Annotated in this window: 24 protein-coding genes, 3 tRNA genes and 1 pseudogene; 7 read left to right on the top strand and 21 right to left on the bottom strand. The window is 49.7% G+C overall.

From position 1 onward, the window contains the following. Positions 1 to 23: 23 nt before the first annotated feature. From DPF_RS10520 to DPF_RS10460, 14 genes and pseudogenes are all read right to left on the bottom strand, one after another. Entirely contained in the window at positions 24 to 1,256 is a 1,233-nt protein-coding gene (locus DPF_RS10520) for a CDP-glycerol glycerophosphotransferase family protein (RefSeq protein WP_069859614.1), read from the bottom strand. Between the two features lie 68 nt (positions 1,257 to 1,324). Further along, entirely contained in the window at positions 1,325 to 2,287 is a 963-nt protein-coding gene (locus DPF_RS10515; protein WP_218069985.1) for a DegT/DnrJ/EryC1/StrS family aminotransferase, read from the bottom strand. Further along, positions 2,194 to 2,430 (bottom strand): DegT/DnrJ/EryC1/StrS family aminotransferase, encoded by a 237-nt coding sequence (locus DPF_RS14400; protein WP_218069984.1) that lies wholly within the window; start codon positions 2,428 to 2,430, stop codon positions 2,194 to 2,196. Before DPF_RS14400 ends, DPF_RS10515 begins: the two co-directional genes overlap by 94 nt. Beyond that, a complete protein-coding gene (locus tag DPF_RS10510) occupies positions 2,427 to 2,840 on the bottom strand; it encodes a sugar 3,4-ketoisomerase (RefSeq protein WP_069859613.1) in 414 nt (137 codons plus the stop codon). The genes DPF_RS14400 and DPF_RS10510 overlap by 4 nt, the downstream gene beginning before the upstream one ends. Next, positions 2,837 to 3,268: a sugar 3,4-ketoisomerase gene (locus DPF_RS10505; protein WP_069859612.1), complete on the bottom strand. Its 432-nt coding sequence runs from the start codon at positions 3,266 to 3,268 to the stop codon at positions 2,837 to 2,839. Before DPF_RS10505 ends, DPF_RS10510 begins: the two co-directional genes overlap by 4 nt. Position 3,269: 1 nt before the next feature. Next, positions 3,270 to 3,827, bottom strand: coding sequence for a GNAT family N-acetyltransferase (locus tag DPF_RS10500; RefSeq protein ID WP_069859611.1), 558 nt, complete (start codon positions 3,825 to 3,827; stop codon positions 3,270 to 3,272). A gap of 12 nt (positions 3,828 to 3,839) precedes the next feature. Then, positions 3,840 to 4,841: a 3-oxoacyl-ACP synthase III family protein gene (locus tag DPF_RS10495; protein ID WP_069859610.1), complete on the bottom strand. Its 1,002-nt coding sequence runs from the start codon at positions 4,839 to 4,841 to the stop codon at positions 3,840 to 3,842. A 99-nt stretch (positions 4,842 to 4,940) separates the two neighbouring features. Then, positions 4,941 to 5,714 (bottom strand): SDR family NAD(P)-dependent oxidoreductase, encoded by a 774-nt coding sequence (locus DPF_RS10490; RefSeq protein ID WP_069859609.1) that lies wholly within the window; start codon positions 5,712 to 5,714, stop codon positions 4,941 to 4,943. Further along, a complete protein-coding gene (locus DPF_RS10485; protein ID WP_069859608.1) occupies positions 5,711 to 5,944 on the bottom strand; it encodes an acyl carrier protein in 234 nt (77 codons plus the stop codon). Before DPF_RS10485 ends, DPF_RS10490 begins: the two co-directional genes overlap by 4 nt. A 31-nt stretch (positions 5,945 to 5,975) precedes the next feature. Next, positions 5,976 to 7,216: pseudogene (locus DPF_RS10480) on the bottom strand (ISL3 family transposase). A 123-nt stretch (positions 7,217 to 7,339) separates the two neighbouring features. Continuing rightward, positions 7,340 to 8,503 carry a glycosyltransferase family 61 protein gene (locus tag DPF_RS10475; protein WP_069859607.1) on the bottom strand — a complete coding sequence of 388 codons (1,164 nt, stop codon included), beginning with the start codon at positions 8,501 to 8,503 and terminating at the stop codon, positions 7,340 to 7,342. Positions 8,504 to 8,553: 50 nt separating this feature from the next. Next, the gene (locus tag DPF_RS13775; RefSeq protein ID WP_083254643.1) at positions 8,554 to 8,874 is read right to left on the bottom strand and encodes an integrase core domain-containing protein; all 321 of its coding nucleotides are present in this window, start codon (positions 8,872 to 8,874) and stop codon (positions 8,554 to 8,556) included. 714 nt (positions 8,875 to 9,588) lie between these two features. Beyond that, a complete protein-coding gene (locus DPF_RS10470; RefSeq protein ID WP_069859606.1) occupies positions 9,589 to 10,449 on the bottom strand; it encodes a glycosyltransferase in 861 nt (286 codons plus the stop codon). A 606-nt stretch (positions 10,450 to 11,055) separates the two neighbouring features. Further along, positions 11,056 to 11,667, bottom strand: coding sequence for a D-glycero-alpha-D-manno-heptose-1,7-bisphosphate 7-phosphatase (locus DPF_RS10460; protein WP_069859604.1), 612 nt, complete (start codon positions 11,665 to 11,667; stop codon positions 11,056 to 11,058). Positions 11,668 to 12,192: 525 nt separating this feature from the next. Between DPF_RS10460 and uvrB the strand changes: the two genes are divergently transcribed. The 3 genes from uvrB (at position 12,193) to DPF_RS10445 (ending at position 16,793) form a co-directional block, all read left to right on the top strand. Then, positions 12,193 to 14,205 (top strand): excinuclease ABC subunit UvrB, encoded by a 2,013-nt coding sequence (gene uvrB / locus DPF_RS10455; protein WP_069859603.1) that lies wholly within the window; start codon positions 12,193 to 12,195, stop codon positions 14,203 to 14,205. A 37-nt stretch (positions 14,206 to 14,242) separates the two neighbouring features. Continuing rightward, positions 14,243 to 15,286 carry a potassium channel family protein gene (locus DPF_RS10450; RefSeq protein ID WP_069859800.1) on the top strand — a complete coding sequence of 348 codons (1,044 nt, stop codon included), beginning with the start codon at positions 14,243 to 14,245 and terminating at the stop codon, positions 15,284 to 15,286. Positions 15,287 to 15,440: 154 nt separating this feature from the next. Next, positions 15,441 to 16,793, top strand: a complete 1,353-nt coding sequence (locus DPF_RS10445; protein ID WP_069859602.1) for a YhjD/YihY/BrkB family envelope integrity protein — start codon at positions 15,441 to 15,443, stop codon at positions 16,791 to 16,793. Between the two features lie 151 nt (positions 16,794 to 16,944). On the opposite strand, the gene mazG is transcribed toward DPF_RS10445, so the two are convergent. Both mazG and DPF_RS10435 read right to left on the bottom strand, forming a co-directional pair. Continuing rightward, positions 16,945 to 17,754, bottom strand: a complete 810-nt coding sequence (mazG, locus tag DPF_RS10440; RefSeq protein WP_069859601.1) for a nucleoside triphosphate pyrophosphohydrolase — start codon at positions 17,752 to 17,754, stop codon at positions 16,945 to 16,947. Continuing rightward, on the bottom strand, positions 17,741 to 18,313 hold the full coding sequence (locus DPF_RS10435; protein ID WP_069859600.1) for a CvpA family protein: 573 nt from the start codon (positions 18,311 to 18,313) through the stop codon (positions 17,741 to 17,743). The genes mazG and DPF_RS10435 overlap by 14 nt, the downstream gene beginning before the upstream one ends. Positions 18,314 to 18,654: 341 nt before the next feature. On the opposite strand from DPF_RS10435, the gene DPF_RS10430 reads away from it, so the two are divergent. The 3 genes from DPF_RS10430 (at position 18,655) to DPF_RS10420 (ending at position 21,223) form a co-directional block, all read left to right on the top strand. Continuing rightward, positions 18,655 to 19,422, top strand: coding sequence for an ABC transporter ATP-binding protein (locus DPF_RS10430; protein WP_069859599.1), 768 nt, complete (start codon positions 18,655 to 18,657; stop codon positions 19,420 to 19,422). Beyond that, entirely contained in the window at positions 19,410 to 20,597 is a 1,188-nt protein-coding gene (locus DPF_RS10425; RefSeq protein ID WP_069859598.1) for a SufB/SufD family protein, read from the top strand. The genes DPF_RS10430 and DPF_RS10425 overlap by 13 nt, the downstream gene beginning before the upstream one ends. A 176-nt stretch (positions 20,598 to 20,773) precedes the next feature. After that, positions 20,774 to 21,223: a metal-dependent hydrolase gene (locus DPF_RS10420; RefSeq protein WP_069859597.1), complete on the top strand. Its 450-nt coding sequence runs from the start codon at positions 20,774 to 20,776 to the stop codon at positions 21,221 to 21,223. A 189-nt stretch (positions 21,224 to 21,412) separates the two neighbouring features. Here the strand turns inward: DPF_RS10420 and DPF_RS10415 are convergent. From DPF_RS10415 to DPF_RS10395, 5 genes are all read right to left on the bottom strand, one after another. After that, positions 21,413 to 21,489, bottom strand: a tRNA-Asp gene (locus tag DPF_RS10415). A gap of 50 nt (positions 21,490 to 21,539) precedes the next feature. Beyond that, positions 21,540 to 21,616: transfer RNA gene (locus DPF_RS10410), tRNA-Asp, on the bottom strand. Positions 21,617 to 21,631: 15 nt separating this feature from the next. Next, a tRNA-Val gene (locus tag DPF_RS10405) sits at positions 21,632 to 21,707 on the bottom strand. 539 nt (positions 21,708 to 22,246) lie between these two features. After that, entirely contained in the window at positions 22,247 to 22,840 is a 594-nt protein-coding gene (locus DPF_RS14110) for a hypothetical protein (protein ID WP_069859596.1), read from the bottom strand. Between the two features lie 54 nt (positions 22,841 to 22,894). Next, a complete protein-coding gene (locus DPF_RS10395; RefSeq protein ID WP_069859595.1) occupies positions 22,895 to 23,074 on the bottom strand; it encodes a hypothetical protein in 180 nt (59 codons plus the stop codon). Between the two features lie 197 nt (positions 23,075 to 23,271). Between DPF_RS10395 and DPF_RS10390 the strand changes: the two genes are divergently transcribed. Beyond that, positions 23,272 to 24,477 (top strand): amidohydrolase family protein, encoded by a 1,206-nt coding sequence (locus tag DPF_RS10390; RefSeq protein WP_069859594.1) that lies wholly within the window; start codon positions 23,272 to 23,274, stop codon positions 24,475 to 24,477. Positions 24,478 to 24,535 lie beyond the last annotated feature (58 nt).

Genomic DNA, 24,535 nt, shown 5'->3' with positions numbered 1-24,535 from the left:
TAAATTTATGTTTCTGTAGAAAATTATAAAATATCATCTAACCTCATGAGTATTGAGGCCGCTTTATCGGCGGAACGACCGAAGTAGTTACCATACGTTTTTTTATAAAAGGGTTGCGACTTTGAATAGATATCTTCCCATAAATTCTCATCTTCAATAACTGATTCAAGGTTATCAATAGTGTTTGTGTCAAGCATAGGGAAATATGTCATTAATTCTTGATTGGAAGAATTTTTGAAAACATTGGCTTTTTCATGTTTTGGAGTTTTCAAAAATATTAGCTTCTTGCGCAGATAAAATGCACCAAAAGGGCTCCCTCCATGATCGCACAAAACAGCCGAAGAAATCTTAAAAATTTCGCTGGTATCTCTCATACTGTCACTATCAATAAGATAACCGTGCTCTTCCAGCAAAGTTATCAAGTGAGGATGCGTTCGGTATGTGATAGGATGAGGGCGAACAATTATGGTATATTTTTTTTGACGACTTAATAAATCAGCGTAAAAAGGGATGGAACATACATCATCGTCAAATGCATCGACTGTTGGCATCCAATAAATTACAGGAGTATTTTCAGATAAGCCAAACTCTTTTCTGGCTTTTTCAGGTGAACAAGCATCACTAAAATAACTATCGTACCTAGGATACCCCATTATTTCGGTCTTTTTGTTGTATTTGGTTCGTATTTTTTCGGCATCTGCTTCTCCATGACAGAGGACAAGGTCGTACATTGAATTCCAAGCACCTAAAGACCACCCATCGCTTATGTCCGGACCGTACATAAATCTTATTTGTTTATCACCCACAGCCTTGGGAGTATACACACGTGGTCTAGGATATTGGGTTGTGTTATATTTTTTTCTTTTCGCAGGATCATCAATAATTTTGTTATTATATAAGTATTTGGCATAATTTTTATAAGAAATCAGAATATTTTTTAATATATACAGGTTATTTATTGATTCAATCGGAGTTTCTCCCATGCAATGATTAGATACCACATGCTTGTAAGCCAAACCCTTTTCAAGTATTTCAGGTAATTCGAACACGTTAATATCGCTTCCGATTTCCTCGATAACTTTTTGTCTAAAGCCGCGATTATTGTCTTTATTTTCTAATAATGGACCTATCAAAACTATGTCAAAACTATCTGGTTCAAGTTTTTTCCATACATTTGAATAGTGAATAAACATAGTAGCTTCATGACACACGAAAGCAATTTTGTTTATATATCTTCTGTTATTTTTATTGAGCATCACAGTAAACCTTTTAGAGAAAACATACATTCGAAAATATCTGAATTAATCACATTAATCGGTCTGTACTATTTAAACTCTTTAATACAAGTAATTAGATTTTTAACTAGATATTGATCAAGAAAAGACCCAATCGGCAAACTCAAAACTTTGTAATGGATTTTTTCAGAAATCTTATATTGTTGATTATTCCACTCCCCATACGCCCCCTGCTTATGTGGCGGCACCGGATAATGAATCAATGTCTGCACCCCACGTTCCCACAGATACTCCTGCAACGCATCCCGTCTCTCACATCTCACCACAAACAGATGAAAAACATGCTGCTCTTCTACTTCCCATGCGGGTAACTTCACAAGCGGATTCTTAATCCCTTCCAGATAGGCCCGGGCCACCGTTCGTCTGGCCTTGATTTCCTCATCCAGGTAGCGCAGCTTTACCCGTAAAAAGGCCGCCTGCATTTCATCAAGACGGCTGTTAACTCCCTGGTAGAGGTTTTCGTATTTTTTGTGGCTGCCGTAGTTGCCCAAAGCCCGGATGGTTTTTGCCAATTCTTCATCATTGGTGGTCACGGCTCCTGCATCGCCCAAGGCACCAAGATTTTTTCCAGGATAGAAACTGAATCCTGCCGCGTGTCCCCAGTTGCCAGCCTTGCGCCCCTGCAAACTTGCACCGTGGGCCTGAGCTGCGTCTTCCAGGATCAGCAAGTCGTGTTCTTTGGCAATGGCCGTGATCTCCGGCATCTCGGCCAGTCGTCCATAGAGATGGACCGGCATGACAACCTTGGTTCTGGAGGTAATGGCCTGGCGCATCAGGCTGGGGGAAAGATTGTAGGTAGCAATGTCCGGTTCAACCAAAACCGGGGTGAGGCGATTTGCCGTGATGGTCAGAATGGTGGCGATATAGGTGTTGGCCGGGACAATGACCTCGTCGCCTTCTATTGAGGTTTGCCAAGTTCTTTCCAGGTGCGAAGGGTGAGAGTGAGGGCGCTCAGACCATTGCCCACGCCGATGCAGTATCTGGTTCCACAATAGGCAGCGAATTCCTGTTCAAAGGCCTGAACTTCCTGGCTCCGAATGTACCATCCGGAATCAATAACCCGGGTGGCCGCCTGGATCAGTTCATCGCGATGTGCGGCATTGATGGTCTTGAGATTGAGAAAGGGAACGTTCATTGTACCTTCATCCTCAAGTAGTCATTGTAGTTTCGGATATATTCATTCTCGTCATACGGAAGAGAGGCCAAAACAAGGCAGTTGGCTCCGGATGAAAAATTAATCAGCTCACGCCAAATCATTTTGGGAACATACAGACCATAATATGCCCGGTCCAAACGGAGGGTCTTTGTTTCCTGTCCGTCATCCACCACAACATCAAAAGCCCCCATCACCGCAACGATCAGCTGCTGGAGTTCTTTGTGGGCATGGCCGCCACGCGATTCTCCGCCTGGAACATCGTACAGATAATAGGTTCTGACTATATCAAATGGAATCTGCTGCTGATTGGAAATGGGGGTAAGTGATCCTCGTTGGTCATACATTTGCGGCAATTCTACCAGTTTGCAGTCATGTATTGTCGTTTTCATGACATTTCCTGCATCAGCCGTGTGTATTGAGCATAATCGCGCACATAATCATTTTCATCATACTGGCAGCTCGCCAGAACATAGGCCACGGCATTGGTAGAAAAGTTCTGCATTCGGCGCCAGATCATTTTGGGGACAAACAACCCATGGTATGCCCGGTTCAAGTGCACGATTTTTTGAGCTTTGCCGTCATCCAACAGCACGTCAAAACTTCCGGACAGGGCAATGATGACCTCCTCCTGCTCACGAAACGCATGCCCACCCCGTTTCTCGCCGCCGGGGACATCGTAAATCCAGTAAACGCGGGATATCTTGAAGGGGATATGCCGTTCCTGCTCGATAAACGTCAGATTGCCCCGAGGGTCACGAATCTTTGGGAATTTAATGAGGGAGACATCGTAGACGGATGCCGATACAGTCAAAGACATTTTATTCGCTCACAGTGTATTGTAGATCTTCTTCTTTCAAGAAACCTATGCTGACCATTTTCTTGAGTGAATCAAAAAAGTCACATTTTTTTATTGTATAAAAATTATCCAATTCGTTGGAGTACTCAAATTGTGCCCCCAATCGGCTATGATACTTTATAACCTTTTTATTCTGTTTCCTCACATCAAAAAAACAGGTATCAAAATCCATTTCATTAAAGGCATAACTTCGCACAAGTAAGTCAATCATAATTGAGTATTTTGGATTTGTGTTGGCAAGAACAACCCAGCTACCATTTGTAAAAGTCTTGCTGTTGAAATTATAAAGTCTCGTGGTACCGAAAGGGCTGTTGTCGAGCGTATGACCGAGAAAGTAAAACTCTTTTTTATGCGTTTCTCTTTCTTTGTATTTTTCCAACCAAAGTTTCTGATCTTCAACTATGGGACTCGTCTTTGATATAAAGCGAGCATTTTTAGCGTCAGTCCGTAATTTCACGATAAATTCAGCATCCTCCAACTGTACGCTACGGAGATATACCTGATGATTACTTATGATCACTCCTACGTCCCCTTACCCTTCCCATCGTATCAACGTCGTTCCCCACGAATACCCAACACCATACCCTATAACCAAAACAAGATCTCCGGCTTTGATTACCCCCTTTGTAACCGCCTTGCTCAGGGCGATAGGCACGGATGCAGATACGGTGTTACCTGTTTCAAGAATATCAATGAAAAACTTGTTCTTATCGATGCCGATCTTCTGCCTTAAATGCTCCACCATATATTTGTTTGCCTGGTGGAACACAAAGTAATCAATGTCATCCAGACCCATCTTAGCCTTTTCAAGAAGTTGATTTATGGCGGTAGGTACGGCTTTGATCGTGAAGTTGAAAATTTCAGGACCGTTCATAAACAGGTTGTCCGGAAATTGCGTTTTCTCGGAAAGTTGCAATGAATCGATCGATGATTGAGAACGGGTTCCACCTTTGGTCATAATCAGGTTGGAGAACCCTGAGCCGTCCGTTCCATAGACAAACGGGCCGATCTGCTGCTCCTTGCTTGCCGTTATCAACGTTGCAGCCGCGCCATCACCAAAAATAGTCCGAACGCTCTTGTCGTCAGGATGGATATACTTGGAATAGGTTTCAGATGTGATCAAAAGCATATTTTTTGCCTGGCCCGAAGCGATCAGCCCCTGGGCAAGCCCGAGTCCATACACGAAACCGGAGCATCCCAGATTGAAATCCAACGCCCCGGCTGTATTCGGGATATTCAATCTGTCCTGGAGCACACAGGCACAAGGGGGAATCGGGTAATCCGGACTTTCGGAACAGAACAGGATAAAATCAATCTCATCCGGAGTGATCGCCCCTGATTCAAACAATTTCATTGCCGCATGATAGCCAAGATCTGATGCGGTTTCATGCTCACCCGCAATATGGCGGACACGGATGCCGGTTTTCTTTTCAATCTTTCCGGCAGACCAGCCATCATAGATCGCTTCCAGTTCCTCGTTGTCCAGCGTCCCTTTTGGCAAATAATACTCAATGGCCTTCACTTTCGCGTTCATCGATTATCCCAGCTTTGTTCTTTGCTTTTAATTCACGTATTTTATTAGAAAAAACAGAATGATAAATACTGTAAACAGAATCTTCAGCACAATTCTGCTTCAAATGGCCGTGTATCCGCCATCCACGACAAGGCTGGTACCTGTAATCCAGCGGGACATGTCGGATAGAAGAAAGGCGATGCTGGAGGCAATATCTTCGGGCTTTCCCAAACCAAGCGGGTGTGCTTCAACGATCTGTTCGTAGAGCTTCACCCCCATTCTTTGCCGCATGGCCTCATCCATTTCTGTCTGGACCTGTCCTGGACAAATGGTATTTACCCGGATGTTTTTCCGGGCCAGCTCAATGGCAAGAGACCTTGCCATTGCGTTCAATGCTCCTTTGCTGGCACTATAAATGCTTCTAGCCGGTCGGCCTGCTATGGCCATAACGGAAGAGATAAAAACAATGCTGCAAGGGAGACGAAAACTTTTTTTGCTGCACACTCCCTTTGCAAGGAGAAGTGCTGCCTTCGTATTGATCCGCAGAACATTCTCTATGGATTCAGGATCAACCTGACGTACAGGAATGGTTGATTCGATTCCCGCACAGTGAACAAGCCCGTTCAACGGACCGTGTTCGCCCGTGATGTACTTCAACCAGTCCGGAATCCCCTCCAAATCTTCGGCAAGATCGAACGGTGCCATGATATGCTGGCCATCGTTCATGGCATCAAGGGTCTCCTCGAGACGTTTTTCATCACGCCCGCAAAGGACAATGTCTGCTCCCAAAGAGGATAGCACTATGGCTGCAGCACGACCGATTCCCGATGAGGCCCCGGTGATGAGCACCCGGCGTCCGCCAAAATCCAGACCCTGTTTTCCGACATCAGTCATTTGGAAACCTTGTCTCCCAGAAGACCGCACAGGTCGTTGACACTTTTGCACTGACCTATTTTTTCCGCGTCAAGAGTCATCGAGAACTGCCTGTCCACCATGGCTATGAAGCCCATGACAGCGAGAGAGTCCCAGTCTTCCAGGTCTTCGAGTAGCTCATCGCCGGACAGGGTCTCGGCATCAACTTCGATGATTTCTTCAATTTCGTTCAGGAATTTTTTTTTGTTCATAATTTTGGTTCTTCGACGTTTTGTGTGGAATTCATGTAGCAACCAGGATCTGAATCGGAGCCGCAATCAGGTAGGCCATGGTGATAAAGTTCTCCACGTTTCGGTAACCTCGGGCTCTGGCCCTTGCCGCTTGGAACAGGCCATTGAAGCCTTCGAGCCTTGCATTGGTGTGCAGGGAATGCCAGCGATGGAGGATGCGTGGCATGTGCCTCTCAAAACTGGCCAAGGCATTTCTTACTGGCTCCAGAAGTGGACAATCCGCGGTATACTCGGTTGCATGCTTGAGAAAATGGGTAATGCGCCACTTGGCAGCCTGCCTTGATTCGGCCCGGCGAATCCAGCGTAAGAGTTCTTTGACGCGGTAGGCCTTGGCGGTAGCAAAGCCCTGTTCAGCGAGCTCAAGAAGAGCATTCTCCTGGTTTTGCGTGCGTTTTTTCTCAGCGCCTTTGAGTACGGCCCAACGGGTGTGATCTGGAAGCTTTGTCTGTCTGCCCTCAAGTTTCCGGACATCATCGACGGCCTTGGTGAAAAGCTGGACAACATGGAACCAGTCGACCGTCACCGAAGCGGACTTGAACTCCTTTTCGACGGCCGAGAGGAACGCAGGGGACATGTCGCAGACAACTTCGGCAATATTCTCGGGATGACCTTTATGTGCCCTGATAAACTCGCAAAACTTGGTCAGGCATTCCTTGCCTTTGCCTGGAGTGGCAAAAATCACGGGTTTGTCGGATCAATCCAGATCAATGAAGACCGTGATGTAATTATAACCACGCTTGGAGGCTGTTTCATCCAGCCCGATCGCCTTGAGATCTTTGAGATCAAGAGTCTCAATGGCTTTGGAAACATAGTGGTATACGATACGCCATAATCGTTTGTCTGTGACCCCGACGTGACGAGCAACAGCATTGATCGGCATCTCGCGAACAAGACTCATGACCACCTGCTCAAAGAGCAAGGTAAAACGACTGCCTTTTCTGGCCCAGGGAACGTCCACCCGACGGATGCCGTGTTCCGAACAATTAATCCTTGGGACTCGGGCGGTGAGGTAACAATGGTGCTGAAAAAAGTTGAGATGCCGCCACGTGTACTCCTTGAAGTCATGAGCCTTGCACATGGCTCCACACTCCGGACACGGGTACAGCGCTCCACGGTCGGCACCGATCTCCAGGTGGAGTTTGGTTGGTGTATGGACAGTATCAAGGCGTTGGCTCGTAACTTCCCACGGCGCGTAAGGCCAAGACCCAAGGCAAAAATTTGTTCAGCAAGCATGAATCATCCTCCTGAGGGGGAGGGCTACCCAAACTCGATACGATCGGTCAATTCCACACAAAACGTCGAAGAACCACTTAATGGAGCCTCTACCTGCCCAGCGTTTTGGGGCCACCTTAAACATTAGCGATCCAAAAAATTTATTAAATTTTTTAATTCTTTTGGGGAAACGTAGTATCTCCCGTGTAAATAATTACTATACGATTTGCAAAAAAAGAAATACATATTGACTTTTGAGTATACTGCCAAAGAAGAAAATACTGAAAAATTTTTTATTTTTTCAGGCAACCATGACAACGCTTTAGTCCCAGGTCTGCAAAAAATAATATTAGTCCATGCTGCTCCTGATGGACCAATAATAAATTCGGCTTGCATAAAAGCAATAATTTGTTCTTGAAGTGTTAAGTCTTCCATAAAGATTGTTTTAAATCCAAAATTTTGCAACACAATTTGTATTTCTTTTTGATTATAATTACGATTACTGCTTTCCTTTCGTGCTAAAAAAATTTTTTTACATATTTTACTTTTATTGAATTTATAGTTAAAAGGTATTGATTGTATTGCATTCTTTTTCGTATATTCTAATGCATCTTTTCGAAAAAAACAGAAATTAATATCAAAAATTAATCGTCGACAATTAAAAACAACATTATTTGCTGTAGTGACGGTCTTTAGACTGCCAACTTTATATACACTGCCTGATTTCATATAAATTAAATTAACGTTATAACCGTTTAACGCTTCTTTAAGCATCTTGTTAAATGAATCAATTTTTTTTGCTTCTTCAGGAACTAATATTGTAACACCATCTCTTAATATTCCTATTTTTTCATAGTAATAAAGTTTAGGCAAGATCTCAATCATCCAATGATAATAATTCCACGATCCGTTACCACCTAAAAAAATAGCGCAATCTATCTCGAAATCGATAGTTGTATCAATTATTGCCCTTTCAGTGTCGTGTCCGATAATAAAACCTGCTTTATAATCAGCAATATCATTTCCAATATGTTTAATCCTTTCAATATAAACTGTATCCCCAGATATTATGCTTGAAGACCGACTCGTGACACATGCATTTTCAAACTCATATAAAAAAATAATAGGACTTCTGACATGAGCTTTTTCTTGTCTTTCTCTAACGTCCTTAGGTCCATACGTCATACAATCTTGTGCATTAGCAATAATTTTGATTTTTTGTTGGTTTGCTTTGTCAAGCCAAACGACTTTTTTACAGGAAAAACTTCCAATTTTTTTTAGATAATTTACTCGACTTTCGGGTTTCATTTTGCTTTCCTGGCGGTAATTGTCAAAGAAGTTGTCGCTTTTTTCCCCGATTACGCAACAATCTTTTCGGGTGATTGCTTGTGGTCTTTGGGGTTGAGTTTCACCTCGCCGACAATAGACCTATTTCGAGTTTTTCCCGACCATCGCTCTGGTCGATTTTTTCGGGCAGCCAAGTAGAGATCATGCCGTGCACCCAGGATCTGCTTGTCACGCCCCTGGTGACGGTCCTCCGGAGTCACAAACCGCAGCCCACTGTGAAGATGCACCGTGTTATACCAATCCACGAATTGGCCCACCCATTCCCGGGCGGCCTCCAGGGTTTCGAAAGGCTTCTCCGGGTAATTTGGACGATACTTGCAAGTCCTGAACAGTGATTCTGGAAGGCATTTCTTACCCGACCACTCACCAAAGACGGCGAGCTCCTTTTACCGCTTGCTTGTCCATGCTCGGTCATTTACACCAATATCGGTACCGGAGAGGCGATAGACGAAGGTTTGCGAAAGATTGGACACGAAGATCTTTTTTGCCCTGAAATTTTGATCAATACCTACCACGGGCGAGGGAACGACGAATTGAATTTTCGCAATTTTAAGCAATTACAGGATGAACAGCTCCCTCTAAAAAAATTCAAACCAAATTGCGCGCTGTATATATTGAGAATCATTACGCTATTTTTGTTTGAGTCGTTTAAACAAAACGTCACCTTCGACGTATTGCCAATATGCACATGTGTCGAAACATTCAGATGTAAATTGATCGTTAGCGCTTGAAGGATTGTTAATCATGCAGGAGTAAAATATTCAATGTGTCAAAAAAAGTATGGATTTCAATGAAATTTGAACAACTCTGAAGAAGCATGTCAGCTTCTCCAATAACCATCTCGCTTTGAAGATATAAAATTACAAAAAATATTTCTTTCCTAGGATTAGATCGTCCAGAAAACAAGAAAATAAGGAAAAATTATCTTGATAACGTAGCTTCGCATAATTCTACAACATAAATATCATTTTATTGATGATTGCACACCAGAATTTTTAAAATTAAGTATGTGCCGATCATTTGAGGACGAACAAAATAAAAATCGCTCAATTTAGGTCAGAGTTAATTGCAACAATCTGAGAAGACATGTTGTATTCAATTTCAGTTTGTATTGCACTTAAGATTCTAACATCATTATTATTGATTTTAATATAGTCTTTATATTGTTGCATGCAATCAAGTAACAAAATATGAGCATGAAGAATTTGTTGAGATAAATTAATCTTAAGTTGGGTGTAACCATTTTGAGAAATTCCACCTTCTCTATATCGAACAAGTGGTTTATCTACGAAAAGAACACCACCAGAGAGACTAGATCTAAATCCTATTGTTCTATCTTCGTGGATAATATCTGTATTTAAATGGCCAAAGCGTTCAAATACTCTTCTTGTCCATGCGTGAGAAGCACCTATAATTATACATTGACTTACAAAATCTCGTGGATCTGAACTTAAACAGTTTTCTGTTTTCCAAGATCCCTTGTACTTTCCATCTTTAGTGATACGCATAACCTGAGAATGTAATGAATCAGCGACATAATTATTTAAACTCCACTGGTCCACTAATGTTTCTACCCTAATAGGGTACGATATATCATCACCAGCAGCGGCAACAATCAATTCTCCTGTTGATAAGTCCATCACTTTATTTACATGACCACCAATCCCTAAATTTTTCTCGTTCCTATTCAAAATCACAGTATGTGGTCCATTATATTCTGCGGCCATTTTCTGCATGATTTCGAAGGTGCTATCTGAGGAGCAATCATCGGAGAGGATAATCTCAAGAGGACTGTAGGTTTGAGATAAGGCGCCGATTACAGCTTTATGGATGAATTCTTCATGATTGTAGGCAAAAAGGGCAAAGGTGACTAAAGGACGTTTATTCTCGTTTTTTTTATCAGTCATTTAATATAACCTTCTTGATATGATATCCAATTATAATAGGTTGTTCGACGTGTTGTGTGGAGTTCATGTGGCAACCAAAATCTGAATCGGAGCCACAATCAGGTAGATCATGGTGATAAAGTTCTTCTTGTTTCGGCAGCCTTGGAATCTTGATCCTGCAACAACCTAGTGAAAATCCCGTTAAGCTTCTCGCTGGGCGACCTGGCGATTTTCGTACTCAAGCGGCGACATTCTCACCCGTTTGCAAAGACGCATGAAACGCTCCTCGTGGTGGGTGCTGTAAATGCTGTCAAAAAAATGCCGTTTTGGTGACGATATGCCTGTTTGTAGCAACTTGAGCACCAAGAGAAAAAATTATTGTAATTCTGGGTTGATAGCGAATATACGGGGGCTGATGGGGAATGATTTTCCTGATGGTCGTGCAGCAGGTCTTGCATGAGATGTGTTGCAGGAAACGGTTGGCCGCTGGCAGGTTCACCATCTTGGTGCTCCCGCCGGATTGACCTCAACAAGAAGCAATCGGTGTTTTAAGCGGGAACAATCTTGTGGGCTTTTTCCCGGACGTTTATGGGTGTATCGTGGACGGATGGATCCATATTTCTCAGTTCACCTTTGCTGCATCCGCCTTGCAATCCAGGAAAGCGCTTCTCCCAAATCGGTTGCCACGGCGTGAGGGGCCTGATCGGATCTGGTTTGCAGTTCCATAACTCCTTGATCCGGTAAAGGGATCTCCAGGGCCTGGGCTTCCTTGCGACCGTGGCCGGTTAATACAAGAATCGTGTAGAGGGACGCGTTCAGCCCGAAGGCAATATCAGCCCGTTTGTCACCTATCATCACTGTTGTTCGGGGATCGAGATGGTCTCTGGCTGCAAGGTGTTTCCACATGCCGGTTGCAGGCTTTCTGCATGAGCAGGCGTCTTGGGGGGTGTGGGGACAGAATGCCTCTCCGGCCAGCGTGATTCCCTGGTCACGCAGGAGTTCCCTGAGTCGCTTCTGCACGGCCTGGAAGTCCTGCATGGAAAAATAGCCTCGTCCGATGCCGCTTTGATTGGTAACCAGGTAGAAGCGCACACCTTGTTCCCTTAGACGGCGCATGGGTGCGGCAACTCCCGGTATGAGTCGGACCTTGTGGGGATCCTTGAGATAGTGGCATTCACGAATGAGTGTGCCGTCCCGGTCCAGAAGAATCGTGTGGACATTGTCAGGTAGGGTTGTCATGGATGCGGGTCCTGAAGATGCAGGTGTGAGCATCAAAATGCGTGGTATTGATCAACATGCGGGTTCACCTGGCCATGAGGAGGGAAAGGTAAACGCCGTGCCTTGTGGTTTTCAGCCAGAAAGAGGCGCACTTGTCCTTGCCATGGAGCGCTCTTGTTGACTATGGCCCTAAGCTGTTTCCAACACAGACCGCAAAGTCTCTTGCCATCGGCCTCGTATCAATCCCTGGATTGCCTGATTTGCCCAGACTGTTTCCTGGCCGTCCTTGCTCTTGGCAGGCACACGTCGTCCTTTACGGATGTATACCGTGTGCCTTGATGGGTCCATCTGCCAGTATGTCAATTGCATCAGACCGACAAGGAAAAATTTTTTTCTTCATCCCGCATAGTGAACCCTGTTGCACACCGGAATACACCCTGCTTGATCAAATAGCATGCTCCCCATTCTTGTGCATGGGGATGTCCTTGGGAAACGTTTTTTTGCAGCATGAACCCAACCTTCTTCATCCAAGCCCCTTGATGTGTCATGACCAATCGATTGCAAGACATTCCTTTTCAACTCGTCAGTCCCTTTTCGCCCCGCGGAGACCAGCCCCAAGCCATTGAGGATCTGGTTGGCAATATCAACAAGGGGGTGAAGGATCAGATCCTCCTGGGCGTGACAGGATCGGGCAAGACCTTTACCATGGCCAACGTCATTGCCAAAACAAATCGTCCCACCCTGGTCATGGCCCCCAACAAGACCCTGGCTGCCCAATTGTACACGGAATTTTCCTCCCTGTTTCCCCACAATGCAGTGGAATATTTTGTCAGCTATTACGATTATTATCAGCCCGAAGCCTACCTGCCCCATTCGGATGTGTATATTGAAAAGGATTCGTCCATCAACGAGGACATCGACAAATTGCGTCACGCTGCCACCCATGCCCTGTTGACCAGACGGGACGTGATCATTGTGGCCTCGGTTTCCTGCATCTACGGGCTGGGTTCCCCCGAATACTATGCCAAGATGCTTATCCCCGTGGAGCAGGGCGATCTGGTGAGCATGGAGTCCATTATCGAACGGCTGGTTGACGTCCAGTATGAGCGCAACGACTATGATTTCCACCGGGGCACCTTTCGCATCCGGGGAGATGTTCTGGAGATCATTCCCGCCTATGAACATGAACAGGCCTTGCGCATCGAGTTTTTCGGAGACGAAATCGACGGCATCTACACGACCGATCCCCTGACCGGAGAGGTCAAGGATCGCTTGGCCAAGACAGTCATCTACCCGGCCAGCCATTATGTCTCCGACAGGGACAACCTGAACCGGGCCATGGGGGATATCCGGGAGGAGCTCAGAAAGAGGCTGGCCTTTTTTCAGGAGAACAATCGCCTTGTGGAGGCCCAGCGTTTGGAACAGAAGACCCAGCTGGATCTGGAGATGATTGAGGAGCTGGGCTATTGCAACGGTATTGAAAACTATTCCCTTCACCTAGACAACCGCCGCCCCGGCCAACCCCCTGCAACCCTGCTGGATTATTTTCCCGATGACTTCCTGCTTTTTGTGGACGAGTCCCACATTACTGTCTCCCAGATAGGTGGTATGTTCAATGGAGACCGGTCCAGAAAGCAGACTCTGGTGGATTTCGGATTCCGTCTTCCCAGCGCCTTGGATAACCGCCCGTTGTGCTTTGAGGAATTCTTGGACAGGATCCATCAAACCGTCTATGTTTCAGCAACGCCAGGCCCATGGGAACTGGAGCGTGCCCAGGGGCTGGTGGTTGAACAGGTCATTCGGCCCACGGGCCTGCTGGATCCCATTGTGGAGGTCAGACCGACACAGGGGCAGATGGACGACCTCATGAGTGAATGTTTCGCGCGTATGGAGCAGGATGAACGGATTCTGGTGACCACACTGACCAAGCGGATGGCCGAAGACCTGACCGAGTTTTTGCAGACACGGGGAATCCAAGCCCGGTATATGCATTCGGATATCGATACCCTGGAACGGGTGGCCATTCTCCAGGCCCTGCAAAAGGGGGAGTTTGCCGTGCTGGTGGGGATCAACCTGCTGCGCGAAGGTCTGGACCTGCCCGAGGTATCCCTGGTGGCCATTCTGGATGCGGACAAGGAAGGTTTTCTGCGTTCCAACAGATCCCTTATCCAGACCTTTGGTCGGGCCGCACGCAATGTCCATGGCCGGGTGATCATGTATGCGGACCGTGTCACCGATTCCATGCGAACGGCCATGGATGAGTGCAATCGGCGCAGGGAGAAACAGGAAGCCTTTAACCGGGAACAGGGGATCGTGCCCAGGACCATTCGCAAGGAGCCGGTCAAGAATATCCTGTATGAACTCCGCAGTGAGGTCCAGGATGCTGCAGAAGGGTCCCTGGCTGAAACCGCTGCAGCCTACCGGGGCAAGCCCAGGGAAAAGGCTCGGGAAATCAAAAGATTGGAGCGACTCATGCGTCAGGCGGCCAAGGAATTGGAATTCGAAGTGGCGGCCCAGCTCCGAGACAGGATTGCGGCCTTGAACAAGGAAGATGCCTGATCCCGGAGATACGCTTTTCAGACATCACAGGGTACCCATGCACAAGAAATCATTTGCTGCCTATTATTATCAGCTCAAGCTCCGGTACGGGAGTTTTCTCCCTTTTGTCATGGGGTGTTTTGTTTTTTTTCTGGTATTCCTGTATGGTCTTTTCATCTATATGCATGTGGAAGGGTGGGGATTCCTCGACAGCTTCTACCAGGTGGTCATCACCCTTTCCACGGTTGGATTCACGGAAACACATGAGCTTTCGGAGACAGGACGGCTTCTGACCTCGACCCTGATTCTTCTCGGGGTCGGCACCTTTGCCTATCTGGTGGGGGCTTTCACCCAGTTTTTGGTCGAGGGAAAGATTCAGGATGTATGGGGGAGACGCAAGGTGCAAAAGATCATCGACACATTGCAGGATCATTTTATTGTTTGCGGATACGGGCGGATCGGGAGCGTGGTCACCCGGGAGATCATGGCTGATGGATGGCCCATTGTTGTCATTGAGAGCGATCCCGCTCAGGTGGATAAACTCAAGGGCAAAGAGGTTCTGACCATTGAGGGGGATGCGACTTCGGACGAGGTGCTTATGGCGGCCGGACTGGACCGGGCACGGGGGCTCATAGCCTGCCTGAATCAGGTGGCCGAGAATGTCTATGTCACCCTGACCGCCCGCCAGACCAATCCGGGCATCTATATTGTTGCCCGGGCGGACAAGGAAGGGTCCGTGCAAAAATTGATGATGGCCGGTGCCAACAAGGCCCTTACTCCGCACATGATCGGGGGGCTGCGCATGGCCCAGATGGCCCTTCGGCCAACGGTCACCGATTTTCTTGAACTGGCGCAACAGGGCGAGGAACTTCAGATGGAGGAGATCGTGATCCAGAAGGGATCGGGTCTGGTTGGCAAGGACCTGATCGCCTCGGGGATCCGGCCCAGGTTCAATCTGATCATCATTGCCATTCGCAAGGTGAGCGGAAGGATGATCTTCAATCCAGGTCCCCGGGAAGTGCTTGAAGAGGGGGATGTCATGGTGGGCATCGGCAAGTACGAGAATTTCGAACGGTTCGCCCAGCAGATCCGCAAGACATAGGCAGGAGAGGACCAAGGCAGGGGCGAGGCTTCACAAGAAACCATCTGGGGATGGCATGGGGCGTCGGCCTTCGTCGGGTTGGCAAGGGTTGCAGGAAGCAACTATCCTGCATGCCGAAAGCAGCATAGGGAAAACCCTTTTACATGGGGGAAATATGGCCACAACCGACAGGATGCGTGACGTTGTCAAGGGGGTTGCCGCCTTGGCAACCCGTTCACGGATGCTGATCTCTCTCAAATGGTGGGGGGAGACCGTTGTCCAGGGGTTCCTGCATGACAATTGTCTATTGCGGGCTTCCGCCTTGACCTATGTAACCGCCTTGGCCATTGTTCCCTTTTTTGCTGTGGCCTTTTCCGTGTCCAAGGGGCTCGGATTTCAGAATTCCATGTACATTCGGGAGCTTTTGCTCCGTGTATTTGCCCAGAACAGCAACCTGGTGGATCAGGTCATCGGCTATATCAACAATACCAACGTGGGAACCCTGGGGATCATCGGGGTGGCCTCCATTGTTGTCACGGTCTTTTTGCTGTTCAACAATATCGAATCATCCTTCAATGTCATCTGGGGGGTCACCACAGGGCGGACACCCGTGCGCAAGTTTACGGATTATCTGACCCTGATCCTCATCTGTCCCTTTCTGGTCATCACTTCCCTGAGCACCACGGCCTATCTCCAGAAGTCCCATGTCCTTGAGCAGATCATGGGGGCAACCATGCTCGGGGGATTCCGGGCGGTGGTCATCGGGTTTGTTCTCCCCCTTTTGCCCGTGGTTCTCGGGCTTTTTGTCATCTACACGGTCATCCCCAACGTCAAGGTCAAGTTTGGCAGTGCTCTGATCGGTGCTCTGGTTTCCAGTATCCTGTTGCAATCCACCCAGATGTATTTCATCAGCAGGTCCATGGAGGGCAGCCAGTACAATGCCATCTATGGAAGTTTCGCCCAGGTGCCTCTGGCGTTTCTGCTCATGTATTGGAGCTGGGTGGTTGTGCTGCTGGGTGCCGAGGTCAGTTATGCCATGCAGAATTTCAAGGAAAGCGACAAGGGAGGGGTGGGAACGGCCATGACTCCCCTTGTGCGCATCCAGGCGGCTCTTGAACTGCTGACCCTGCTGGCAAGGGCTGCCCGACTGGGCGAGCCTCCTCTTGCCAGTCATGTACTGGCCCCCAAAATTCGCCTTTCCCTCAAGGATACCAACAAAATTCTGGAAGAACTGGTGCATCTGGGGTTTGTAGTCCAGATCATCAGGGAGGAAGGGGACGGGTATGGCCTGTATCGGCTTCCCCAGTCATTGACATTGATGGAGATCATCCGTTCCATGCTTTCCTGTGATACCTGCCCCGGTTCACGACCCCTGCGGGAGGTGGACGCCGATGTGGAGCAGGCCTTGCATGCCTTTTACCAGTCCGCAGTTGCAAGCCGGGAGAATGTGACCCTGGAAGAGTTTGCAAAGAAACAGGATCACAAGGGGGGAGAACCAGCCCTGGAGAACAAGGGACAGGTCGTTTGAGCCGGAATATGTCGACGGGATCTGCCCGTCACTCCGGTGAAGGGTAGTAGGTGCTGGTGATGGAACCTTGCCACGGATGGATCCCGGAACTGGATCCGGGAGTTCCTTGCCAGGACCGTGCAGCAGGAAACAAGGGCTGTTGTCTGTTCGGTCAATCCGAACCGGACTTGTCTTCCTGTTGCTTGATCGTATCCCAGAGCTGATCCATTTCCTGAAGACTCATCTCCGAGATGTCCAATCCCCGTTCAATGGCCAGGTTCTCAAGCTTGTCGAACCTGTCGAGAAATTTCTTGTTGGCCCTGCTCAGACAGGTATTGGCCTTGAGATTATGTCTGCGGCCGTATTCCGTGAGTGCAAAGAGGTAGTCGCCGAACTCCTCTTCCATCTGCCGGGGATCGCCGCTTTGTTTGGCTTCGAGCCACTCCTGCCATTCTTCACGCAGCTTGGTCTCCTGATCCTCGTCCTTGTCCCAGGTAAACCCGATCCGGGCGGCCTTGGAATTGATCCGGTAGGCGCGCAGCAACGGGGGAAGGGCTTTGGGCAGTGAAGCAAAAACCTTTTGGGGGCCATCTCCGTGGTCGGCCTTTTCCTGCTTTTTGATGCGTTCCCAGTTGGCGTAGAGTTGGGAAGCAGTGGTGATATCCTGATCAGCAAAAACATGGGGGTGTCTGCGGATCATTTTGGCGGCGTTTTCCTGCCAGACCTGGTCCAGGGAAAAATTGCCTGCCCGGGCGTACCACTGGCCAATGAACGTCAGCAAAAAAAAGACATCGCCGAGTTCTTCCCTGATGCCGTCAATATCCTTGTCCCGAATGGCTTCCACCAGTTCGAAGCATTCTTCAATGACATAGTCACACAAGGTTTCGGGCGTTTGTTGGCGGTCCCAGGGACAGCCGTCGGGAGCGACCAAACGTTCGATGACATCAATGATCTGTTGAATGTTCGTATTAGTTGTTTCCACGCAATGCTTCCTGCTTTTGTTTCAGTTTTTCCATCCAGTCGGCGTGCCAGAGTTCCTTGAGGGAGGAGCTTTTGGAACGAAATTCATCCTGCATGTTGTCGGGCAGAAATCCCGCAAGGGCGTTGTTGACCATGCCTATATACGGGGCCACTTTGGATGTGGAGAGGAGGGATGTTTTGGGGGAGAGAAACGTGGTCAGGACGATGAGGATAACGCTGCACAGGAGCAGGCCCTTGGCCAGTCCCAGTCCGCCCCCGCCCAGTCGGTCCAGCCAGCCGAGCATGATCATTTTGAGAAAGTGCTTGAGCAGGGTGGATACAACGAACACCGCAATCATGGTGCCAAAGAAAATGACCAGATAGGCGGTTGCCCGGGCATACCCGGGTGTTGCGATGAATTTTTGGATCGAGGGCAGCAACTCCTCGTGAAATTTGTTGGCCAGAACAAAGGCCAGCACCAGCCCCAGAATAGATGCAATCTCCCGGACCATGCCCCTGAAGATGCCCCGCAGGCATAGGGTGCCCAGGATGATGACAAAGACGATATCCAATGTGTTCATTGTTTCCTCCTGCATAAGGAAGAGGTTGGAAGAGTGGCAAAAGAAAGGTGATGCCAATGATCACAACCGATTCGCGGCTTTCTAGTACGGAGTCGATCAAATGTACAGCCGGTACTGCCGTCTTGGAAGGAACAGGACGTCTGTATCGGTTGGTGCCGGATTCATTGCTTTTGTCCATGCACGGATCAAGAGTCAACGAACCACTCTTTCTTGACTTGCACCGACCCGTGTTCCTATAGGTGATTGTCTTGGCATAACAACCAACTGGAGTGTTCAAGGCCCGGCTTCTGGGCCGCGAGATGTTTTATGCTCGCTTCCACCTGCAACCAGAGGGAGTAGATATGCTCAACATACATGATTTGCATGTCAAAATCGGTGACAAGGAGGTCCTCAAGGGGATCAACTTGAACATAGAGGATGGGGAAACATTCATCCTGTTCGGGCCCAATGGATCGGGCAAAACCAGTCTGCTCATGACCATCATGGGATTTAACGGCTATGAAGTGACTGCCGGTCAGATCATTTTCCGGGGCAAGGATATCACCCATATGCCCACCTATGAACGGGCCCGTCTTGGCATTGGCATGTCCTTTCAGCGGCCGCCGACCATTCACGGGTTGAAGACCAGGGATCTGGTGCGCCTCTGTGCCCGGGACAAGCATTTTGACGTTCCCGGCATGGCCCGGACAGTCAACTTCGAGTCCTTTCTGGAACGCGACATCAATGACGGTTTTTCCGGCGGCGAGATCAAGCGTTCGGAGCTCCTCCAGCTCATGGCCCAGGATCCGTATCTGGTCCTGTTTGACGAGCCTGAGTCGGGAGTGGATCTGGAGAACATGGCCCTTGTGGGCAAGACCGCACGCAAGCTGCTGGATGGTCCCCTGGAACCTTCCCCCTATGAAACCATGCGGGATCGCAGGGCCAGGCACATCACCTCGGGACTGATCATCACCCATACCGGATATATTTTGGACTATGTCAATGCCGATCGCGGTCAGGTCATGTATGACGGACGGTTGTGCTGTGATGCCAAACCCAATCGACCCCGGGATATTCTCGATCACATCAGCAAATACGGCTACAAGGAGTGTGTCAGATGTCTGAACTAAAAGCGAACCAGGAAAAGGTCGAGGTGGATCTCCAACGGTATGCCTTCTCCGGCGGGGAAGATGATGTGATCAAGGGGATTGACCGGGTCACTCCCGAGGATCGTGAACAGTTGCTCATGGCCGGTGTGGACGTTTCCCAGAAGGGGCGCAGCGGCACCTATCTGCAGTTTGATCACGCCAAGGTGCATTGTTCTTCCTGTCAGAAAGGGGTCGAGGTGCTGGGTATCAACGAGGCCCTGGCCAAATATGATGGCTTGCCCGACTATTTCTGGAAGGCCGTGGACAAGGATCAGGATGAATTCACCCGAGCCTCGGCGGCCCAGAAGACCCAGGGCGGCTATTTCATCCGGACGGAAAAGGGGGCCAAGATCACCGAACCGGTTCAGTCCTGTCTGTTCATCAAGGGGGAAAACACCGGGCAGAACGTGCATAACGTGGTGATTGTGGAGGAAAACTCCGAAGTCCACATCATCACGGGGTGTGCCACGTCCCATGACGTGGTTTCGGCCATGCATCTGGGTATTTCGGAATTTTACATCAAGAAGGGGGGCAGACTGACCTTCACCATGATTCACAACTGGGGCGAGGACGTGGTGGTCAGGCCCAGGACCGTGGGGATCGTGGAGGAAGACGGGGTGTTTCTGAACAATTACATCCTGCTGAACAGGGTCAAGTCCGTCCAGTCCTATCCCACCATCCATCTCAATGGGCGCGGGGCAGTGGCCCGGTTCAATGCGGTCATTGTCACCCCCAAGGGGTCACATGTGGATACGGGCAACCGGATCATCCTCAATGCCCCTGAGACCCGCGGAGAAATCATCTCCCGGACCATCACCACGGGCGGGATGAATATTGCCCGGGGAGAGATCGTGGGCAATGCCGTGCCAGCCAAGGGACATCTCGAATGCAAGGGTCTCATTCTGGGCGACGGGGTCATTCATGCCATTCCCGAGCTCAAGGGCACCCGCACCGGGGTGGAGCTCTCCCATGAGGCCGCCGTGGGCAAGATCGCCCAGGAAGAGATCGAATATCTCATGGCTCGTGGACTTGACGAAGACGAGGCTACCTCGACCATTGTTCGCGGGTTTCTGAACGTGGACATCATGGGGTTGCCCCGGGAACTCAAGGAGAACATTGATCGGACCATTGCCGAGCATGAGGGCGACATGTTCTAGAAGGGCGCTGGGATGGTCCTCTGGAAAGGATGGGGACAGCGCGCAGACATATTGTTCAGGAAAGCTATTTTCAAAAATTGATCATCGTATTGCAGCATTCGTTACCGTGAAAAACGTCACCCCGGTTCTCGGGGTGGCGTTTTTTTGAGGGCGTATTGGTTTTGCAGGGAGGGAACATGCCGGGATACCGCGGGCATTTGGCTGGAGGATTGCTGGCTGGCGCAGGAACATTGGCCGGGTTGATCTGGTTCGGGATATACTTGCCGGATATCAAGACGGCTCTGCTTCTGGTGAGCCTCGTTCTGATGGGCGCTCTCTTTCCGGATGTGGACACGGATTCCAAGGGGCAAAATTTTTTTTATGCCGTTCTCGTTGTCGTGGATCTGGCACTCCTGATCCAGGGAGACTACAAATGGTCGGCCATCCTGGGTTTTTGCGCCCTGTTGCCGGCTGTGGGACGCCACCGCGGGTGGACCCACACCTGGTGGGCCATGCTTCTGGTGCCGCTGCCCATGGTCATTCTGCCTGTTTGGTTATACCAAACTCCGTGGCAGCATCTTCTTCCCTTTTACGGGGCAACCGTGCTGGGGTATTTTTCCCATCTCCTGCTGGACAGGAAGTTCTGATCAATCAAAGGTGCCGTGAGGGGGATCCGGCAGGGGGCTGGTGTGCACGTCCCTGGGGAGCAACAGGACCGTTGTTCTTCTGGGGTTATTCTGGAGCCACGCGTCTGTTGGGTAACGCATGCACGCAGGGGCCTGGTAATGATCAACGAAAAAAGGGACCATGTTTGCACATGATCCCTTGTTTTCTTGTGGCGGGGCCGATGGGACTCGAACCCACGGCCTCCGGCGTGACAGGCCGGCGTTATAACCAGCTTAACTACGACCCCGCGTGAAGCATCCGTTTATTCAGACCGATTGAGCTTGTCAAGGTTTTTTGTGGCGGGGCCGATGGGACTCGAACCCACGGCCTCCGGCGTGACAGGCCGGCGTTATAACCAACTTAACTACGACCCCGCAAACAAACTCTTCTGGTGGGCGGTACAGGGCTCGAACCTGTGACCCTCGGCTTGTAAGGCCGATGCTCTCCCAGCTGAGCTAACCGCCCTTCCGAACAACGGAGAACGCTTTCTATAGAAGCGTGGTGTGGGTGTCAACCCAAAAAAGACGCTTTTTTGTTTTTTGAGCAAAAAATGAAAAAATCGGGGTTTCGAAGGGTTAGATCTGGAAGGATTGGACGGGCCCAATCGTGTCTGTGGGCTTGAAAGTCCTGCAGACCGTGCTTATGGCATGAAGATGCGGGCGCCGCATGGAACGTCCATGGGATGAGCACCCGGTAAGGTCTGTGTCCAGTCAGACAGGGAGGAAGGTTATGGAAGGCGGATTGTTGAACTCGTTGACATGGATTCTGGTTCTTGTGTTTGCAGCGATCATTGTGTTCAGAATCCTCACGGGCAAAGGCGGCTGAGGTGTTGGTAGCTCCAGCTGCTCCCTGGATGGGAGAAAGAAAAAGAACAAAAAATAGAATGCGCTGTCATGCCTGGGAGATATCCTGTCAGCTAAGGACGTGAGCGGAGAATTATCTCAAAGGACGTGTCGGCAAGCCCTGGCCGGCCTGGTTGCTGTGGACACCCGGCAACCAGGCCTTCAGGTTTGGGGTGGTTCCTGATCATGCAAGGTTTTGAGAACCCTGCGGATCTGGTCAAATTCCTGGCGAAAACGCGCATGTTCCTGATCCATGACCGTGGCGTTGCCATGGATCTTGATGGAGAAGAGGTAGTTGTCCCGGGTGATCACATCCATGCCCATGTCCACATAGTCCGTGTCATCCACTGTATACCGCATGGTGAATTCCAGGGCACAGGGGAAAATCGGTATCAATCGGCTGGTGATTGTCTTGTCCGGATGCTTCTTGTGCAGATGCCAGTCGGACTTTTCCAGTTGATGGAGAACGTGTTCGGCAGAAGGGTTGCTCACCTTGTCGGAAAACGGAGACCAGCCCGTAAGGATGAGGCAGCGTTCCTTTTCCAGGCCATGGGCCCTTTTGATATTGGGCAGACTTTGCTCGAGACGTTGGTACAGGGCATCGTTGGCCAGCATGTGCATGGTCAGGTCAATGCTTTCCGTGTACAGCCTGACGGAATCGAAAACAGGTTGGGGGTCCGGAACACGGGTACATCCAAACAGGAAGAGCATGACCGGCAGGAGTAGTGCAAGGCGATGTGGAGTAACAGGCATCATGAGACCTTCCGGGCAAAAGGGGGGATAAGAACACGACATTGTTGGGGCAGGCCGTCAATATATGGTCAGGGCCTGGTCGTCCCGATGCCAGAGGGCAACGGTGCGTTCGCCTTGCACAAAACGAATGCCTCCTGTTTCCGTGACGACTTTTTCAAAATGGATCTTTAATTCCCTGAGTTTGCGATCAATGGCGTGCAGATCGCTCATGCGATAACGTTGAACCGGCATTTTCATGGGTGACTTCCTGGGTTGTGCTAAAGGGTCAAGGACTTGCCTTTGCAAAAGGTATGGACACCCTTGCATCATGCACCAAACAGCAGGATTCTGCCAGCCTTTTTTTGATTTTGCCTTGTGTTCATGCGGTAAAGATGTCCAGGGACACGACGCTGGAGAACGTTGCCATGTAGGGGGAATTCTGGCAGGCCAAGGCCATGCATGTTTTTCCAGTTCAATTGCCGCCAGGTGCACCCGATCAGAACCTGGTTCTTGTCCGCTCAGCACGGGTTCTGACCATGTCTTCCCCATGGGGGACCATTGACCATGGCGGGGTGCTTGTTACCCTGGGGCAGAAGTCGTACCCGGTGGTCAAGAAGATCGGCAGGGCAGCGGATCTGGCCGCCCGGCATGATGTCCCCATCATTGATTGCCACAAGGCATGGCTCATCCCGGGCCTGATCAATGGGCACACGCATCTCGAACTGTCGCATCTGGCCGGGCAGCCAGATGCCCACAAAGGATTCACCGCATGGGCCGAGAGTTTGTTTGCCTTGATGCAGGCCCCTGCCCGTGAGGAGGCCATTGCCCACGCCCTGAGTCAGCTTTACCAGACAGGAACCGTGCTGGCAGCTGATATGGGTGGCCATAACGCCCCCCTGGTGGCGTCCATCATGGAAAGGGATTCCCTGGTGGACGTGTTGTTCATGATCCAGCGCATGGGATTTGCCAAACCAAAGGACGAGTCCTTGCGACCCTATGCTTTTGCCCGGGATCTGGTTGATCGCTACCTGCCCGGCGGCCGGTTTGCCTATGCCGGCCACGCCCTGTATTCCACCCACCCCAGAATCCTGCAATTGACCAAGGCCTGGTGTGAAGAGCACAACCTTCCTTTTGCCCTCCATCTGGCCGAGTCCCTTGACGAGGTGGAACTCATGCGTGACGGCACCGGTCCTTTGGCCGCTGTTCTCGGCAAATCCGGCCTGTTGCCTTCCTGGTTTGTTCCCTCGGGCATGACCCCTGTGGCCTGTGCCCATAAGCTGGGGCTGCTCGGGCCCACTACCCTGGCTGTCCATTGCGTACACGTCAACGATCGGGATGTGGAGCTGTTGGCCTCCACCGGAACATCGGTTTGTCTGTGCCCGCGCAGCAATGTGTATATTGGCGTGGGCACGCCTCCGGTTGCCTCTATGCGTCAGGCAGGCATTCGTCTGTGTCTGGGAACCGATGGGCTCAGTTCCAACAATGACCTGGACCTTGCCCGTGAAATGGATGCGGTACTGAATGTGGACCCGGGCCTTGATCTGGAAGGCGTGCTACGCATGGCAACCAGAAATGCTGCGGCCATCCTGGGGGTTGATGCTCAATATGGAACCATTGAACCGGGCAAACGGGCGTGTTTGGCAATGCTTGAAAGAGAGTGAACCAGCCTGCCAGGAAGGTGGATCATCGCGCATCATGTCCACCTGCAACGGATTCGAG

It is taken from the genome of Desulfoplanes formicivorans (assembly GCF_001748225.1).
GTDB lineage: Bacteria > Desulfobacterota > Desulfovibrionia > Desulfovibrionales > Desulfomicrobiaceae > Desulfoplanes > Desulfoplanes formicivorans.
This window is presented reverse-complemented; position numbering and strand designations above follow the sequence as displayed.